This is a genomic window from Burkholderia paludis (assembly GCF_000732615.1).
Taxonomy (GTDB): Bacteria; Pseudomonadota; Gammaproteobacteria; order Burkholderiales; family Burkholderiaceae; genus Burkholderia; species Burkholderia paludis.
In genome coordinates, this window is sequence record NZ_JPGL01000060.1 from 1 (window position 1) to 16,402 (window position 16,402).

At 69.7% G+C, this 16,402-nt stretch carries 15 protein-coding genes; 2 read left to right on the forward strand and 13 right to left on the reverse strand.

Annotated features, from left to right (window positions below):
• Nucleotides 1-314: 314 nt before the first annotated feature.
• The 9 genes from GQ56_RS0129760 to GQ56_RS0129800 form a co-directional block, all read right to left on the reverse strand.
• Complete coding sequence (locus GQ56_RS0129760) at nucleotides 315-1,268, reverse strand: oxygenase MpaB family protein (protein ID WP_031402133.1); 954 nt, start codon at nucleotides 1,266-1,268, stop codon at nucleotides 315-317.
• Between the two features lie 23 nt (nucleotides 1,269-1,291).
• Nucleotides 1,292-2,362 (reverse strand): Holliday junction branch migration DNA helicase RuvB, encoded by a 1,071-nt coding sequence (gene ruvB / locus GQ56_RS0129765; RefSeq protein ID WP_031402134.1) that lies wholly within the window; start codon nucleotides 2,360-2,362, stop codon nucleotides 1,292-1,294.
• 108 nt (nucleotides 2,363-2,470) lie between these two features.
• Nucleotides 2,471-3,052, reverse strand: a complete 582-nt coding sequence (gene ruvA, locus GQ56_RS0129770) for a Holliday junction branch migration protein RuvA (RefSeq protein WP_031402135.1) — start codon at nucleotides 3,050-3,052, stop codon at nucleotides 2,471-2,473.
• Nucleotides 3,053-3,206: 154 nt separating this feature from the next.
• Nucleotides 3,207-3,749, reverse strand: coding sequence for a crossover junction endodeoxyribonuclease RuvC (gene ruvC / locus GQ56_RS0129775; RefSeq protein WP_031402136.1), 543 nt, complete (start codon nucleotides 3,747-3,749; stop codon nucleotides 3,207-3,209).
• Nucleotides 3,750-3,900: 151 nt separating this feature from the next.
• Complete coding sequence (gene purH / locus GQ56_RS0129780) at nucleotides 3,901-5,466, reverse strand: bifunctional phosphoribosylaminoimidazolecarboxamide formyltransferase/IMP cyclohydrolase (RefSeq protein WP_031402137.1); 1,566 nt, start codon at nucleotides 5,464-5,466, stop codon at nucleotides 3,901-3,903.
• Between the two features lie 44 nt (nucleotides 5,467-5,510).
• Nucleotides 5,511-5,744 (reverse strand): Fis family transcriptional regulator, encoded by a 234-nt coding sequence (locus GQ56_RS0129785; RefSeq protein WP_017333386.1) that lies wholly within the window; start codon nucleotides 5,742-5,744, stop codon nucleotides 5,511-5,513.
• Nucleotides 5,741-6,808, reverse strand: coding sequence for a tRNA dihydrouridine synthase DusB (dusB, locus tag GQ56_RS0129790; RefSeq protein WP_031402138.1), 1,068 nt, complete (start codon nucleotides 6,806-6,808; stop codon nucleotides 5,741-5,743). The genes GQ56_RS0129785 and dusB overlap by 4 nt, the downstream gene beginning before the upstream one ends.
• 124 nt (nucleotides 6,809-6,932) lie before the next feature.
• Entirely contained in the window at nucleotides 6,933-8,120 is a 1,188-nt protein-coding gene (locus tag GQ56_RS0129795; RefSeq protein WP_031402139.1) for a UbiH/UbiF/VisC/COQ6 family ubiquinone biosynthesis hydroxylase, read from the reverse strand.
• A 40-nt stretch (nucleotides 8,121-8,160) separates the two neighbouring features.
• Complete coding sequence (locus GQ56_RS0129800) at nucleotides 8,161-9,546, reverse strand: aminopeptidase P N-terminal domain-containing protein (protein ID WP_031402140.1); 1,386 nt, start codon at nucleotides 9,544-9,546, stop codon at nucleotides 8,161-8,163.
• Nucleotides 9,547-9,731: 185 nt separating this feature from the next.
• Here GQ56_RS0129800 and GQ56_RS0129805 point away from each other — a divergent pair, with 185 nt between their 5' ends.
• The gene (locus tag GQ56_RS0129805) at nucleotides 9,732-10,343 is read left to right on the forward strand and encodes a glutathione S-transferase family protein (RefSeq protein WP_031402141.1); all 612 of its coding nucleotides are present in this window, start codon (nucleotides 9,732-9,734) and stop codon (nucleotides 10,341-10,343) included.
• Between the two features lie 117 nt (nucleotides 10,344-10,460).
• Here the strand turns inward: GQ56_RS0129805 and GQ56_RS0129810 are convergent, their stop codons facing one another.
• The 4 genes from GQ56_RS0129810 to GQ56_RS0129825 form a co-directional block, all read right to left on the reverse strand.
• Nucleotides 10,461-12,080, reverse strand: coding sequence for an FMN-binding glutamate synthase family protein (locus GQ56_RS0129810; protein ID WP_031402142.1), 1,620 nt, complete (start codon nucleotides 12,078-12,080; stop codon nucleotides 10,461-10,463).
• Between the two features lie 398 nt (nucleotides 12,081-12,478).
• The gene (mnmA, locus tag GQ56_RS0129815) at nucleotides 12,479-13,618 is read right to left on the reverse strand and encodes a tRNA 2-thiouridine(34) synthase MnmA (RefSeq protein ID WP_031402143.1); all 1,140 of its coding nucleotides are present in this window, start codon (nucleotides 13,616-13,618) and stop codon (nucleotides 12,479-12,481) included.
• A complete protein-coding gene (locus GQ56_RS0129820) occupies nucleotides 13,615-14,124 on the reverse strand; it encodes an NUDIX hydrolase (RefSeq protein ID WP_031402144.1) in 510 nt (169 codons plus the stop codon). Before GQ56_RS0129820 ends, mnmA begins: the two co-directional genes overlap by 4 nt.
• Before the next feature lie 316 nt (nucleotides 14,125-14,440).
• On the reverse strand, nucleotides 14,441-15,361 hold the full coding sequence (locus GQ56_RS0129825; protein ID WP_031402145.1) for a LysR family transcriptional regulator: 921 nt from the start codon (nucleotides 15,359-15,361) through the stop codon (nucleotides 14,441-14,443).
• Nucleotides 15,362-15,441: 80 nt separating this feature from the next.
• On the opposite strand from GQ56_RS0129825, the gene GQ56_RS0129830 reads away from it, so the two are divergent.
• The gene (locus GQ56_RS0129830) at nucleotides 15,442-16,365 is read left to right on the forward strand and encodes a carbon-nitrogen hydrolase family protein (protein ID WP_031402146.1); all 924 of its coding nucleotides are present in this window, start codon (nucleotides 15,442-15,444) and stop codon (nucleotides 16,363-16,365) included.
• The last annotated feature ends 37 nt before the right edge of the window (nucleotides 16,366-16,402 follow it).

Consider the following 16,402-nt stretch of genomic DNA (forward strand, 5'->3'; position numbering starts at 1 on the left):
GGCGGGGGCGGGCGGCGTGGGCGCGGGGGGCGTCGGAGTGCCGGCGGACGGCGGTTGCGCGTCTGCGCGTGCGACGGCGGTGACATCGTCGCCGCCGCACGCGGCGAGGGCGAAGACGGTGGACAGGCTGGCGGCCAGGGCGAAACGGATCGGCAGGCGGGGCATCGCGGGCATCGGGTGTCGGTCGGGTTGGCGGGACACCGCGCGGGCGGACGTGCGAGAGGTGCGGCACATGCGGCCGCGCGCGGGTGCAAGCCCGTCAGCTTGTCACAGGTATTTGACAGCGATTTGAAATGATTCGGGAAAGCCGCTCGTCAGGCGGGCGGGGCGCCGTCGGGCGGCGCCGCGGCGGCGCGGCGCCGCGCGCGCTTCGACGCGCCGTTGACGAGCGCCCAGCGCAGGACGGGCGCGACGGCCCGTACGCCGGGCCGGACCAGCGCGCGCCGCAGCGGCGCGAACGCCGATACGCCGAGCATGCGCTGCGCCCACGGCGGCAGCAGGTCGATCCCCGCGTGCATCATCAGCGAGGCGGCCGGCCGCAGCGCGGGCGTTGCGACCGGCGCATTCAGCAGGATCTCCATCACGTCGAACGTGCGCGGCCCGGCCTCGAGTTCGGGCTGCATGCGGGCGAGATACGCGGCGACCTCGGCGCGCGAACGCGGCACGTCATGCGCGCCGAGCAGTTCGGCGATCAATGCCGTTTCGGCGTAGTAGTCGTCCTGCAGTTCGCCCGGCAGCGACGGATTCACGTAGCGCAGATGCGCGGCGAGAAAGCTCGACACTTCCGCGACATGCACCCACGTGAGCAAGGCGGGATCGTCGGCGCGGTACGGCCGGCCGTCGGGCGCGGTGCCCGAGATGCGCGCATGGATCGTTTTCACGCGCTCGATCAGCGCCAGCGCGTCCGCGCGGCTGCCGAACGTCGTGCCCGTGATGAACGTGGCGGTGCGCCGCAGGCGGCCGAGGATGTCGGTGCGAAACGACGAGTGATCCCAGACACCGGCGAGCGCGAGCGGATGGAGCGCCTGCAGCAGCAGCGCGGCGATGCCGCCCGTCATCATCGACGTGAAATCGGCATGCACGCGCCAGCAGACGGCGTCGGGGCCGAACAGCCCCGGATCCCCGGGTGGCGAAGAGAGGTCGATCGACGGACCGCCGCCGCCCGCCGTCAGGTGCGTGACGCCGGCCACGAGCCGCTTGCGGATCGGCTCGGCCCAACGCGGGCCCGTTGCGGGTGCGGCGGGGTGGCGGCTGGGGGGCGTCGTCATGGCAGGGCGGCTCGGGGGACGGGTTACTTCCCGTCGGGCGTGTCCCACTCGCCGCGTTCGGGGCGGCCGGTGTCCGGCGCGGAGAGCCCGAAGTGGCGATAGGTGAGCAGCGTCGCCACGCGCCCGCGCGGCGTGCGCTGCAGGAAGCCCTGCTGGATCAGGTACGGTTCGAGTACGTCCTCGATCGTGTCGCGCTCCTCGCCGATTGCCGCCGCGAGGTTGTCGATGCCGACCGGGCCGCCGTCGAACTTGTACAGGATCGCCTCGAGCAGCTTGCGGTCCATCAGGTCGAAGCCGACCGGATCGACGTCGAGCATCGCGAGCGCGGCATCGGCCACGGCCGCGGTGATCTGGCCGTCGGCCTTCACTTCCGCGAAGTCGCGCACGCGGCGCAGCAGCCGGTTCGCGATCCGCGGCGTGCCGCGCGAGCGCTTCGCGATTTCCAGCGCGCCGTTCGGATCGATCTGCGCGTTCAGCAGCGACGCCGAGCGCCGCACGATGCGCGACAGCTGATCGGCGTCGTAGAACTCGAGGCGCGCGACGATCCCGAAGCGGTCGCGCAGCGGGTTGGTCAGCATCCCCGCGCGGGTGGTCGCGCCGACCAGCGTGAAGGGCTGCAGGTCGAGCTTCACGCTGCGCGCGGCCGGCCCCTCGCCGATCATGATGTCGATCTGGTAATCCTCGAGTGCCGGATACAGGATTTCCTCGACGACCGGCGACAGCCGGTGGATCTCGTCGATGAACAGCACGTCGTTCGCCTCGAGGTTCGTCAGCAGCGCGGCGAGATCGCCCGCGCGCTCGAGCACGGGGCCCGACGTCTGGCGCAGGTTCACGCCCATCTCGCGCGCAATGATGTGCGCGAGCGTCGTCTTGCCGAGGCCCGGCGGCCCGAACAGCAGCACGTGATCGAGCGGCTCGGAGCGGCGCTTCGCGGCTTCGATGAAGATCTCGAGCTGGCCGCGCACCTTTTCCTGGCCGACGTAGTCGTCGAGCTGGCGCGGCCGCAGCGCACGTTCGAACACCTCCTCGTGCGACGAGGCGGGCGTGGCGGCGATGATCCGCTGCTCGGTGGCGAGTTTGTCGGTTTCAATCATGCGGCCATTGTACCGCGCGCCGACCCCGGGCCCACCTGGCCGAACGGCCGACTGGCGAGCGCCGCGCGACCGCGCGACACTGGCTTCGACGGCCCGACCTGTTACGCGTTACGCCTTCGACAGCGCCTTCAGCGCGAGCTTGATGCCTTCGGACACGCCGGTGCCGGCAGGCACGTTCTTGATCGCGGCGAGGCCTTCCTTCTCGGAGTAGCCGAGCGCGAGCAGCGCGTTGAGGATGTCGGTCGCGTGGTCGGACGGCGACGCCGCGCCGGCGAGCGCGCCGAGGTCGGCGCCGAGCTTGCCCTTCAGCTCGAGCAGCAGGCGTTCGGCCGTTTTCTTGCCGATCCCGGGCAGGCGCGTGAGGCGCGCGGCGTCCTGCATCGTCACGGCCTGCGCGAGTTCCTGCACGCTCATGCCGGACAGCACGGCCAGCGCCATGCGCGCGCCGATGCCGGTGATCTTCAGCAACTCGCGGAAGGTCGTGCGCTCCTGCGGCGTGAGGAACCCGTACAGCAGGTGCGCGTCCTCGCGGACGATCTGCTGCGTGAGCAGCACGATGCGCTCGCCCGTTTGCGGCAGGTTGTAGAAGGTGCTCATCGGCACGTCGATTTCGTAGCCGACGCCGTTGCAGTCGACGAGCAGGTGAGGCGGGTTCTTTTCGAGCAGGATGCCGGCGATGCGACCGATCATGGATGGCGGGATGCGAGGAATAAAGCGCGAGTGTAGCGCAGGTGCGGCGCCATGCCGACGCGATCGGCCACCGGGCCGGCACGATGCGCGCCGGAGGCGCGTCGCGCGCGCCCGGAACGGTCGGTCCTGCGCGCCGGGCGAGGGCGCGCGGGCGTCAGCCGACCAGCCGCCCGCGTCGTACGCGCAGCCCTTTTTTCACGAGCGCCGGCGCGAGGCCGCCGAGCGTGTCGAGCGTGTTGCCGCCGTGCGCATGGCAGATCGCCATGCCGAGCGCGTCGGCGGCGTCGGAGCCCGGCTGGCCGGAGAGGCTGAGCAGTCGCGTGACCATTTCCTGCATCTGCGCCTTGGTCGCGCGGCCGTAGCCGACGACGGCCTGCTTGAGTTGCAGCGCCGTGTATTCGGCAACCGGCAGGCCGCCCGCGACGAGGCCGCAGATCGCGGCGCCGCGTGCCTGGCCGAGCAGCAGCGTCGACTGCGGGTTCACGTTGACGAACACCTTTTCGATCGCGGCCTGGTCGGGCGCATGTTCGCGCACGATCGTCGAGACGCCCTGGAAGATCGTGCCGAGCCGGGTGGCCAGGTCGGCCGTCGGCGTGCGGATGACGCCGCTCGTGACGTAAGCGAGCCGGTGGCCGCTGACGTCGATCACGCCGAAGCCGGTGACGCGCAGGCCGGGGTCGATGCCGAGAATTCGCATGAGTGAGGAGAAATGCCTGATGCAGCGATACTACAACGAATGGTGCGGCAAGCCGGCCGCACGGTCGCACGCGAACGCGCCGCGCAATAAAAAACCCGGCGGGTGCAACGCCGCCGGGCCTGCATGGCGCGGCCGCCCGGGCCGCGTGAGATCAGTGACGGAAGTGGCGCACGCCGGTCAGGATCATCGCGATGTTGTGCTCGTCGGCCGCGGCGATCACTTCGTCGTCGCGCACCGAGCCGCCCGGCTGGATCACGCAGGTCGCGCCGGCCGCCACGACGACGTCGAGGCCGTCGCGGAACGGGAAGAACGCATCCGACGCGACGGCCGAGCCGGCCAGCGTCAGGCCCGCGTTCTGTGCCTTGATGCTCGCGATGCGCGCGGAATCGACGCGGCTCATCTGGCCGGCGCCGACGCCGAGCGTCATGCCGTTGCCGCAGAACACGATTGCGTTCGACTTCACGTACTTCGCGACGCGCCATGCGAACAGCAGGTCGTCCATTTCCTTCGGCGTCGGGTGGCGCTTCGTGACGACGCGCAGCTCGTGCGGCTGGACGTTCTTCGCGTCGAGCGACTGCACGAGCAGGCCGCCGCCCACGCGCTTCAGGTCGAATGCGTTATGGCCGTCGCCGAGCGCGATTTCGAGCAGGCGCACGTTCTGCTTCGCGGCGAATACCTGCTTCGCGGCGTCCGAGAACGACGGCGCGATCAGCACTTCGACGAACTGCTTCGCGACGGCTTGCGCAGCCGCCTCGTCGACTTCGCGGTTGAACGCGATGATGCCGCCGAACGCGGAAGTCGGGTCGGTCTGGAACGCCTTTGCGTACGCATCGGCCGAATCGTTGCCGACCGCGACGCCGCACGGGTTCGCATGCTTGATGATCACGCAGGCCGGCGCGTCGAACGTCTTCACGCATTCCCATGCCGCGTCCGAATCCGCGATGTTGTTGTACGACAGTTCCTTGCCCTGCAGCTGGCGGTAGTTCGCCAGCGCGCCGGCCGGCGTCGCGAGGTCGCGGTAGAACGCCGCGCTCTGGTGCGGGTTCTCGCCGTAGCGCAGGTCCTGCACCTTGTCGAACGCCATGTTCAGCGTCGCCGGGTAGGCGCTGCGCGAGGCGTGCTTCAGCTCGTCGGTCAGGCTCGTCAGGTAGTTCGTGATCGCGCCGTCGTACTGCGCGGTGTGCGCGAACACCTTCGTCGCGAGGCGGAAGTTGGTCGCGTAGCCGACCGCGTTGCCGTTCGCCTTCATCTCGTCGAGCACGACCGCGTAGTCGGCCGGATCGACGACGACCGTCACGTCGCGATGGTTCTTCGCGGCAGAGCGCAGCATCGTCGGGCCGCCGATGTCGATGTTCTCGATCGCGTCGGCGAGCGTGCAGTCGTCCTTCGCGATCGTCGCGACGAACGGATACAGGTTCACGACGAGCAGGTCGATCGTCGGGATGCCGTGCTGTTCCAGTGCCTGCATGTGCTCGGGCAGGTCGCGCCGGGCGAGGATGCCGCCGTGCACCTTCGGGTGGAGCGTCTTCACGCGCCCATCGAGCATTTCCGGAAAGCCCGTGTAATCGGCCACTTCGGTCACGGGCAGGCCCGCGTCGGCGAGCAGTTTCGCGGTGCCGCCCGTCGACAGCAGCTTGACGCCGAGGTCGGACAGCGACTTCGCGAAGTCGACGATGCCGGTCTTGTCGGAAACGGAAATGAGCGCTTGCTTGATCATGATGGAACCACCAATAGCCAGGGAAACGGGGACGGGACGGCTGCCTACAGCAGGCCGTGCTGCTGCAGCTTCTTGCGCAGCGTATTGCGGTTGATGCCGAGGTACTCCGCGGCGAGTGACTGGTTGCCGCCTGCCTGGTCGAGCACGACCTCGAGCATCGGCTTTTCGACGCAGGACATCACCATTTCATAGACGTCGTGCGGATTGGAGCCGTCTAGATCCCGGAAATACACGTCCAGGCTCTCGCGGACACATTGTTCGATGTTGTGCTTGCTCATGCTGCTAACTGGTTATGGTCGTCCGACTCGCCCTGGCCGTTTTCCTCTTCGTCATCGACGTAGACGAGGTGGTCCGACAGCGCTTTTTGCGCCTCGAAGAATGCATTGACGGCGGCGAGCTGCTCGCGGGAGGAATCGAGCGTGTTCATCCTGTGCCGGAACCCGTTGGCACCGGAAAGGCCGCGAGTGTACCAGCCGATGTGCTTGCGCGCAGTACGGACTCCCGTGAATTCGCCATAGAAAGCGTAGTGGTCTTCCAGGTGCTCGTTCATCACGTGCTGGATCTCGTCGATCCGCGGCGGGGGCAGCAGCTCGCCGGTTTGCAGGAAATGATCGATTTCGCGGAACAGCCACGGCCGACCTTGCGCGGCACGACCGATCATCAGGGCGTCGGCGCCCGTGGCATCGAGCACGGCCTTCGCCTTCGCGGGCGACGTGATGTCGCCGTTCGCGACCACCGGAATCCGCACGGCGGCCTTCACGGCCGCGATGGTTTCGTATTCGGCGTCGCCGCGGTACAGGTCGGCGCGGGTGCGGCCATGCACGGTGAGCATCGAGATGCCGGCGGCTTCGGCCAGGCGCGCGACCGTGATCGCGTTCCGGTGCTCGCGATCCCAGCCCGTGCGGATCTTCAGCGTGACGGGCACCGCATCGGGCCCCGTGCCGACCGCCGCGACGACGGCCTCGACGATCCGCTGCACGAGCGGCTCGTTCTGCAGCAGCGCGGAGCCGGCCGCGACGTTGCAGACCTTCTTCGCCGGGCAGCCCATGTTGATGTCGATGATCTGCGCGCCGTTGTCGACGTTGTAGCGGGCCGCCTCGGCCATCATCGCCGGATCGGCGCCCGCGATCTGCACCGCGATCGGCTCTACCTCGCCTTCGTGGTTCGCGCGCCGCATCGTCTTCGCGCTTTTCCACAGCTGCGCGTTGGAGGCGACCATCTCGGACACGGCGTAACCGGCCCCGAGCCGCTTGCAGAGCTGGCGGAACGGACGATCCGTCACGCCGGCCATCGGGGCGACGAACAGGTTGTTACGCAATACGTGAGGGCCGATAACGGGCATCGCAATGGCACCGCCCGCGACAGGCGCGGGCAGGGAAAGGGCAGACGGAAACGCGCATTTTACCGTATTCCCGTGCCCCGCCGATTTGACCCGGTTTGTATGGCGCCGCTGTGCGTGCTGCGCGTCAGTTGCGCTGGCCGAACATCATCTGGCGCGCGATCGCCTGCTTGAGCGGCGGCACGAATTCCAGCGCGGTGAGCGCGGCGCCGCGCAGCAGCGGGAGCGGGCCCGCGCCGATCGTGAACAGTCGCGCCAGCGTGTCGGTCGCACCGATCGTGAAGCGCCGGTCGAGCGCGCGGCGCGCATTGAAGGCGGCCAGCGCGGTCGTTTCGAAGCCTTGCGCGGACAGCGTGTCGACGAGCGTATGCGCATCGCGCAGCCCGAGGTTGAGCCCCTGGCCCGCGACGGGATGCAGCGTTTGCGCGGCGTTGCCGACGATCGCGACGCGGCCGCTGACGAGCGTCTGCGCGGCGCTCAGGCCGAGCGGGAACGACGCGCGGCCCGCGATCGCGACGAAGTCGCCCATGCGCGCGCCGAACGCGCTGCCGAGTTCGCGCAGGAACGCGTCGTCGGGCAGTGCGGCGCGGCGCGCCGCTGCGTCGGGCGTGCAGCACCAGACGAGCGCGTACTCGGCCTGGCGCGGCCCGCCGAGCGGCAGCAGCGCGAGCGGGCCTTCGTCGGTGAAGCGCTCCCAGGCGACGTTCGGGCGCGGCGCCGATACCGTGACCGTGCCGACGAGCGCGGTCTGCCCGTAGTCGCGGCGATGCTTGCCGGCATCGGCTTCGTGTTCCTGGAACAGCCCGCCTTCGGCATTGATGACGATGCGCGCCCGCAGCGTGCGCTCGCCCTGCGGGCCGTCGAGCGTCAGCGTGACGCCGTCGGCATCCTGCTGCGGCGCGCGCGCGGTGGTCGACGTGAGCCAGTCGACGCGCGTGCCGCGCACCGCGCCCGCGAGCGCCTGCACGATCGCGCCGTAGCGCACGACGTAGCCGAGCGCGGCGACGCCGTGCTCGTCGCGGTCGATCAGCGTGCGGCCGAAGTGGCCGCGCTGCGAAACGTGGATGTGTTCGATCGGGGTCGCGTCGGCGGGCCATGCGAGCGTGTCGAGCAGCACGCGGCTGCCGTGCGATACGGCGATCGCGCGCGGGTCGTTTGCGCTCGCGGCCGGCTCGCGCGCGTCGATCAGCGCGATCGACGCGTGTCGCGTGGCGCTGCGGCGCGCGAGCCAGCCGGCGAGCGCGAGCCCGACGGGGCCCGCGCCGACGACGGCGAGGTCGTAGTCCGGCGTGGCCGGGGAGGAGGCGGTCGTCATCTTGATTCGTGAAACGGAGGTAACGGTCGGCGGCAGCCGGTCATGCGCCCGCGCGCATCAGCGCTTCGATCTCGTCCGCGGCGACGGGCACGCCCCGCGTGATCAGTTCGCAGCCGTGCTCGCGCACGATCGCGTCGTCCTCGATGCGGATGCCGATGTTCCAGTACTCGGGCGGCACGTCGTCGGCCGCGCGGACGTACAGGCCAGGCTCGACCGTCAGCGTCATGCCGGCCTTCAGCGTGCGCCACGGCAGCGCGCCGTTGCCGTCGCGCGCGGCGAGCCGCTCGCGGTAGTCGCCGCAGTCGTGCACGTCCATGCCGATCCAGTGGCCGGTGCGGTGCATGTAGAAGCGCGTGTAGGCGCGCTCGGCGATCACGTCGTCGACGTTCGAGAAACGTGCTTTCGGGATGATGCCGGTGTCGAGCAGCCCCTGCGCGAGCACGCGCACCGCGGCGTCGTGCGGCGCCTCGAACGGCACGCCGGCGCGCGTCGCGTCGATCGCTGCCTGCTGCGCGGCGAGCACGATGTCGTACAGCGTGCGCTGCGCGGGCGAGAAGCGTCCGTTGGCCGGGAACGTGCGCGTGATGTCCGACGCGTAGCCGTCGAGTTCGCACGCGGCGTCGATCAGGATCAGGTCGCCGTCCTTCGCGGCCGCGTTGCCGGCCGGGTAGTGCAGCACGCACGCGTTCGCGCCGGCCGCGACGATCGAGCCGTACGCGGGCGACTGCGCGCCGTGCTTGCGGAACACGTACAGCAGCTCGGCTTCGAGTTCGTATTCGCGGACGCCGGGGCGGCACGCCTGCATCGCGCGGCGATGCGCGAGCGCGGAGATGTGCGCGGCGCGCATCATGACCGCGAGCTCGTGCTCGTCCTTCACGAGCCGCATGTCGTCGAGCAGCGGCGTGAGGTCGAGCAGCGCGTCCGGCGCGGCTACGCCCGTGCGGGCCAGGGCGCGCACCGCATCGATCCAGCCTGCGAGCTGGCGGTCGAAGTCGGCCGACGCGCCGAACCGGTAGTGCACGGTTCCGGCATCGGCGAGCAGGCGCGGCATCTCGGTATCGATCACGTCGACCGCGAACGCCGCGTCGAAGCCGAACCCGTCGCGCGCGGCGTCGGGCCCGTAGTGGAAGCCTTCCCAGATTTCGCGCTCGGCATTCTTGCCGCGGCAGAACAGGATCGACTGCGGCGCGCCGTGCGGCGCGGCCGCGTTCAGCACGAGCACGGCATCCGGCTCGGTGAAGCCCGTCAGGTAGTGGAAGTAGCTGTCGAACCGGTACGGGTAGGTCGTATCGCGGTTGCGCAGCAGTTCCGGCGCGGTGGGGACGATGGCGACGCCGCCGCCCGCGGCGCGCAGTGCGGCGAGCACGCGTTCACGGCGCTGGCGGTAGACGTCGACGGCGATGGCGGTATCGAGGGGCGCATTCATCGTGCGATTGTAGCGCCGCGGGACGCCACGCGTGAGAGGGCGGCTGCGAACCGCGCCGGAAGGCCCGCGCGACGGTTGTTGCAAACCATCCACAGGCCGGCCGGGCGATTTTCTACCGTGCGCCGCTGGCCGGTTATGATCGGCGACAACGTATACTCTCGGCGGTTCCCTTAAAAAGGCAGATGATGAAATTAATCGGTTCGCTCAGCAGCCCGTACGTCCGAAAGGCGCGGATCGTGCTTGCCGAAAAGAAGATCGACTACAAGCTGGAGCTCGAGAACGTATGGGCGCCGGAGACGGACATTCATGCATCGAACCCGCTCGGCAAGGTCCCGTGTCTCGTGATGGAGGATGGCGCCGCGGTGTTCGATTCCCGCGTGATCTGCGAATACGTCGATACGCTGTCGCCGGTCGGCAAGCTGATTCCGCCGTCGGGTCGCGAGCGCCTCGAGGTGCGCTGCTGGGAAGCGCTGGGCGACGGCGTGCTCGAGGCGGCGGTCGCGATTCGCGTCGAACATACGATGCGCGACGAGGCGCAGCGCAGCCCGAGCTGGATCGCGCGCCAGCAACGCAAGATCGACGACGGCCTCGTCGCGATGTCGCAGGGGCTCGGCGGCAAGATGTGGTGCGTCGGTAATCATTACACGCTCGCCGACATCGCGCTCGGCTGCGCGCTCGGCTACCTCGACTTCCGGATGCCCGAGCTCAACTGGCGCGATCGCCACCCGAATCTCGACAAGCACTTCGTGAAACTGCAGCAGCGGCAGTCGTTCGCCGATACGCTGCCGCAGAACTGAGCCGCGGCGTCCGGATTCACTCGCGCATTCGGCAGACGAAAGAAAAGCGCCCCGCGGGGCGCTTTTCTTTTTGCTGCGCGAGCCGCGGCCGCCGCCGGTGCGGTGCGGCCGGCCGCGTCAATCGATCGACGCGTACACGGCGTCGCCGAGCGTGAACGAATCGCTGCGCGCGATCGGCCACCACTTGTCGTACAACGTGAAGCCGCAGGTCTGTCCGTCGAGCAGCGAGCCGGGCTTGAGGTACTTCAGCAACTGCGACATCAGCCGGACTTCGTGCGGCGCGACGCGCTGCACGATATGGTGCGCGCGCAGTTCCGACGGATGCGCGAGGCCGGCCGCCTGGACGAGTTCCTGCAGCGCGTGCAGCGTATTGCGGTGGAAGTTGTACACGCGGTCCGCCTTGTCGGGCACCACGAGCGCGCGCTGGCGCACCGGGTCCTGCGTCGCGACGCCGGTCGGGCAGCGGCCCGTGTGGCAGGTCTGCGCCTGGATGCAGCCGACCGCGAACATGAAGCCGCGCGCCGAGTTCACCCAGTCCGCGCCGATCGCGAGCGTACGGGCGACGTCGAACGCGGTGATGATCTTGCCGCTCGCGCCGATCTTCACGCGATCGCGCACGCCGATGCCGACGAGCGTGTTGTGCACCAGCAGCAGCCCTTCCTGCAGCGGCACGCCGACATGGTCGGTGAATTCGAGCGGCGCCGCGCCCGTGCCGCCTTCCGCGCCGTCGACGACGATGAAGTCCGGCACGATGCCCGTTTCGAGCATCGCCTTCGCGATCCCGAAGAATTCCCACGGATGCCCGATGCACAGCTTGAAGCCGGTCGGCTTGCCGCCCGACAGCGTGCGCAGCCGTTCGACGAATTCGAGCAGCCCGCGCGGCGTCGAGAACTCCGAGTGCGTCGCGGGAGAGATGCAGTCCTTGCCCATCGGCACGCCGCGCGTCTCGGCGATTTCCGGCGTGATCTTCGCGGCCGGCAGCACGCCGCCGTGGCCCGGCTTCGCGCCCTGCGACAGCTTGACCTCGATCATCTTGACCTGCGGATCGGCGGCCTGCTTCGCGAACTTGTCGGGGTTGAACGTGCCGTCGTCGTTGCGGCAGCCGAAGTAGCCGGACGCGATTTCCCAGATGATGTCGCCGCCGTTCTCGCGGTGGTATTTCGACAGCGAGCCTTCGCCCGTGTCGTGCGCGAACCCGCCTTTCTTCGCGCCGAGGTTCAGCGAGCGGATTGCGTTCGCGGACAGCGAGCCGAAGCTCATCGCCGAGATGTTGAAGATCGAGATGTCGTACGGTTGCGCGCGATTCGCGCCGACGCGGATGCGGAAATCGTGGTTCGGCAGCCTGGTCGGCGCGAGCGAGTGGCTGATCCATTCGTGCGCGACGGCCTTCACGTTCAGCTCGGTGCCGTACGGGCGGTTGTCGGCGACGTTCTTCGCGCGCTGGTAGACGAGGCTGCGCTGCGCGCGCGAGAACGGCTTCTCGTCGGTGTCGTCCTCGACGAAATACTGGCGGATTTCAGGTCGGATGAATTCGAACAGGAAGCGGAAGTGGCCCCAAAGCGGATAGTTGCGCAGGATCGCGTGGCGGTCCTGCTTCAGGTCGTACAGGCCGAGTGCGACGAGGGCGGCCGGGATCACGAGCCACGGCCACGCGAGCGCGTGCCGGGCGGCGAGCGCCGCGACGGCCACGAACAGCAGGACCGCGCACCACATCGCGATATAGCGTCGGGAAAACATGGGGACTCCATCGTAATTGTTCGGATGGCCGTCACGTCGCCAGGGTTGCGCGGCGGCCGGCAGGTCGGCGCCCGAGGCGTCGCGCAGGCCCGGCGGGCATGCTGCCCGTGCCGTACCCGTCGCCGCCGGCGCCCACGATGGTCGAGAGTCTACTACGGGTGTCGTGAAGCTCGCGTTGCGGAGCCGGCGGCTGCCGGCAGGCGCGGGGAGGGCGGTATGGAGGCGAGCCGGCACGCGGTGCGGGGCCGGCGCGGAAAGCCGCGTCGCGATTGAATGGCGTCCGGCGCGACCCGTGCCGGGCGGCACTTAACCGTGCGCGGCGCAGCGGTGCGGCGTGAAGCGGGCGACGAGCGGAGCGGGCGGGTCCGGCCGGCGCGGCTCGCGCGGCCGGATCCGCATCAGCGTGCGGCCGCGAGCGTGTCGCGCGCCGCCATGTCGGCGGCCGCGGCTTCGATGATGCCCCCGCCGAGGCAGATCTCGCCGTCGTACAGCACGGCCGACTGGCCGGGCGTGACGGCCCACTGCGCGTCGTCGAACGCGAGCGAGAAGCGCGGCTCGCCTGCCGGGCCGGGCGTCGCGGCGCCGAATGCGCAGGCCGCGTCGGCCTGCCGGTAGCGCGTCTTGGCGCCGCACGCGAAGCCTTCGGCGGGCGGCGTGCCGGCGACCCAGCTCACGTTGCCGGCGACGAGCTGCCGCGACAGCAGCCACGGATGATCGTGGCCCTGCACGACGTACAGCGTGTTCGACGCGATGTCCTTCGCGGCGACGAACCACGGTTCGCCGCTGCCGCTCTTGCTGCCGCCGAGGCCGATGCCCTTGCGCTGGCCGAACGTGTAGAAGGCGAGGCCGATGTGCTCGCCGACGATCTTGCCGTCGGGGGTCTTCATCGGGCCGGGCTGGGTCGGCAGGTAGCGGTTCAGGAAATCGCGGAACGGTCGCTCGCCGATGAAGCAGATGCCGGTCGAGTCCTTCTTCTTCGCGTTCGGCAGCCCGATCTGCGCGGCGATCTCGCGCACCTTCGTCTTTGGAATCTCGCCGAGCGGGAACATCGTCTTCGACAGTTGCGCCTGGTTCAGGCGGTGCAGGAAGTACGACTGGTCCTTCGTATGATCGAACGCCTTCAGCAGCTCGAAACGCCCGTCGCGCTCGCGCACGCGCGCGTAGTGGCCGGTCGCGATCATTTCCGCGTCGAGCGACATCGCGTGATCGAGGAACGCCTTGAACTTGATCTCCGCGTTGCACAGCACGTCGGGGTTGGGCGTGCGGCCGGCCGAGTACTCGCGCAGGAATTCGGCGAACACGCGGTCCTTGTATTCCGCCGCGAAGTTGACGGCCTCCACGTCGATACCGATCAGGTCGGCCACCGACACGACGTCGATCCAGTCCTGGCGCGTCGAGCAATACTCGCCGTCGTCGTCGTCTTCCCAGTTCTTCATGAACAGGCCGACCACGTCGTAGCCCTGTTCCTTCAGCAGCCACGCGGTCACCGACGAATCGACGCCGCCCGACATGCCTACCACTACACGGCGCCGGCTCATTTGCTGACCGCCTGACGTTCGAATGCATCGGGGCGCGGCGCCACCGAATGCGTGTGCACGAAATCGAGCGGGATGCGCCGCCCGGCGAGGTAGTCGTCGACACCGCGCATCACCGCGGGCGAGCGGTGACGGTCGCTGCACGCGCGCAGTTCGTCGGCCGTCAGCCACAGCGTGCGGACGATGCCTTCGTCGAGCGCATGGCCCGCGACCGGCTCGCCGGCCGTGCCGCAGAACGTGAAGCGCAGGTAGGTCGCGCCGGCGGTGCCGGGGCGGTCGTAGTGCGCGAGATAGACGCCGACGAGCGCGTCGGGCGTGAACGGGTGCGCGGTTTCCTCGAGCGTTTCGCGGATCACGGCGTCGGCCAGCGTCTCGCCGGCCTCGAGATGACCGGCCGGCTGGTTGATGCGCAGGCCCGTCGAGGTTTCTTCCTCGATCACGAGAAAGCGGCCGGCGCGCTCGACGAGCGCGGCAACCGTCACATGCGGGGTCCAGATTTCGGGTTTCATGGTTCGGCATTTTACCGGTTGCGACCGAACGTTGCCGGTCGCTTCATCAGACGAATCCGACCCTCGTGGACTGCCCGTCCCGCCGGCGCGCGGTGGCGCCGGCGGCGCGCAGGCGCGGCGGCCGGTGGAGCCGGGCCCGGCGGCGGTGGCGTCGTTTCCGCCCGGCAACGCGGCCGGGCGCTTCACGGGCGGCCCGACCGGCCCGAACGGCGCAAGCCGGCCGGCATCGGCGACATTCCGGGCCCGAACCCTGCCAATCCGGCTACGCCGGGCAGGGATCGTTCCTGCCGGCGGCTCGCCCCGGCCCGGTTTCGCTTCAGGGCGCGACCCGGTTCGCGACGCACGCGGCAATCGTGTCGCGCACGCGCACGATCGCCGGGTCGCGCTGCGTGCTCGTGCGCCAGCCGATTTCCACCGGATAGCGCGGCAGGTCGACCGGGCACGCGAGTGCGCGCAACGGCGTCGATTGCGCGATCGCGTGCGCCGCATGCGCGGGAATCGTCGCCACCGCGTCGGAGCCGGCGAGCAGGTACGGCAACGCGGCGAAATGCGTGGTCGATGCAGCAACGCGCCGCTTGTGGCCGAGCGCGGCCAATGCTTCGTCGACGATCCCGATCACGCCGCCCGACGACACGAGCAGGTGGTCGCGCCGCAGGAAATCGGCGAGCGTCAGCGTGCGCGGCGGCCGCGTGCGGGCGGCCGGATCGATCAGGCACGCATAGCCGCCCGTCGCGACCGCGCGCCGGCTGAGCCCGTTCGCCGAAAACCCGCCCGACGCGATCGCGAGATCGACGCCGTGTCGCAGCAGCGCGTCGCCGGCGATGCCGCTGTGCGTCTGCCGGAAGATCAGCCGGATGCCGGCCGCCTCCCGCGCGACCGCATCGATCAGCGCGCGGCCGAGCGCGATCTCGAAGTCGTCCGACAGCCCGATCGAGATCGTGCGGCCGACCCGGTCGCCGCCGTCGGCGGCAATCGCGAGGCTTGCGCGGCAGCGGTCGAGCGCATCGGACAGGATCGGCTTCAGTTCGTCCGCGCGCGGCGTCGGCGCAAGCCCGCGGCCGGTGCGCACGAACAGCGGATCGGCGTAGATCACGCGCAGCCGCGCCAGCGCCGCACTCACCGCCGACTGCGTGAGCCCGAGCCGCAGCGCCGCGCGGCTCGCGCCGCCTTCCTCGTACAGTGCCTCGAATACCTTGAGCAGGTTCAGGTCGAGGCGGGCGATATCATCCGGATTCATGACACTTATCGTTCTATCGATTTGATCGATGACATCTTATCGATAAAGATGGCGATACCCCATTCACCGGAGACGCCCTCATGTCCACATCCGTCATCGCGGCACTTCAGATCGGCGCATCGCCCGCCGGCACGCGCACCACGCTCGACACGATCCTCGGCTACGAAACCGCGATCCGCGACAGCGGAGCGTCGCTCGTCGTGCTGCCCGAGGCCGTGCTCGGCGGCTATCCGAAGGGCGAGATCTTCGGCACGCGGCTCGGCTACCGGCTGCCCGAGGGCCGCGACGCGTATGCGCGCTATGCCGCGCAGGCGATCGAGGTGCCGGGGCCCGAAACCGACGAACTGGCCGCGCTGTCGCAGCGCACGGGCGCGAGCCTCGTGGTCGGCGTGATCGAGCGCGGCGGCAGCACGCTGTACTGCACGGCGCTGTTCTTCGATCCGCGCGACGGGCTCGTCGCGAAGCACCGCAAGCTGATGCCGACCGGCACCGAGCGGCTGATCTGGGGGCAGGGCGACGGCTCGACGCTGCCGGTGGTCGATACCGCCGCAGGCCGCGCGGGCGCCGCGATCTGCTGGGAGAACCACATGCCGCTGCTGCGCTGTGCGATGTACGCGAAGGGCGTGCAGATCTGGTGCGCGCCGACCGTCGACGAGCGCGACGTGTGGCAAAGCTCGATGCGGCACATTGCGCACGAGGGGCGCTGCTTCGTGGTCAGTGCGTGCCAGGTGCAGCCGTCGCCGCGCGCGCTCGGCATCGACGTGCCGGGCTGGGACCCGGAGCGGCCGCTGATTCGCGGCGGCAGCGTGATCGTCGGGCCGCTCGGCGACCTGTTGACGGCGCCGCTGATCGGCGAGGCCGGGCTCGTGACCGCGCGCATCGATACCGACGAGCTCGTGCGGGCCCGCTACGACTTCGACGTGGTCGGGCATTACGCACGGCCCGACGTGTTTTCGCTGCACGTCGACGAGCGGCCGAAGCGGACGGTGGTGTTCGGCGAGTAGGCGAGTAGGCCGGGAGCGGGCCGGGGCGTGGGCACGG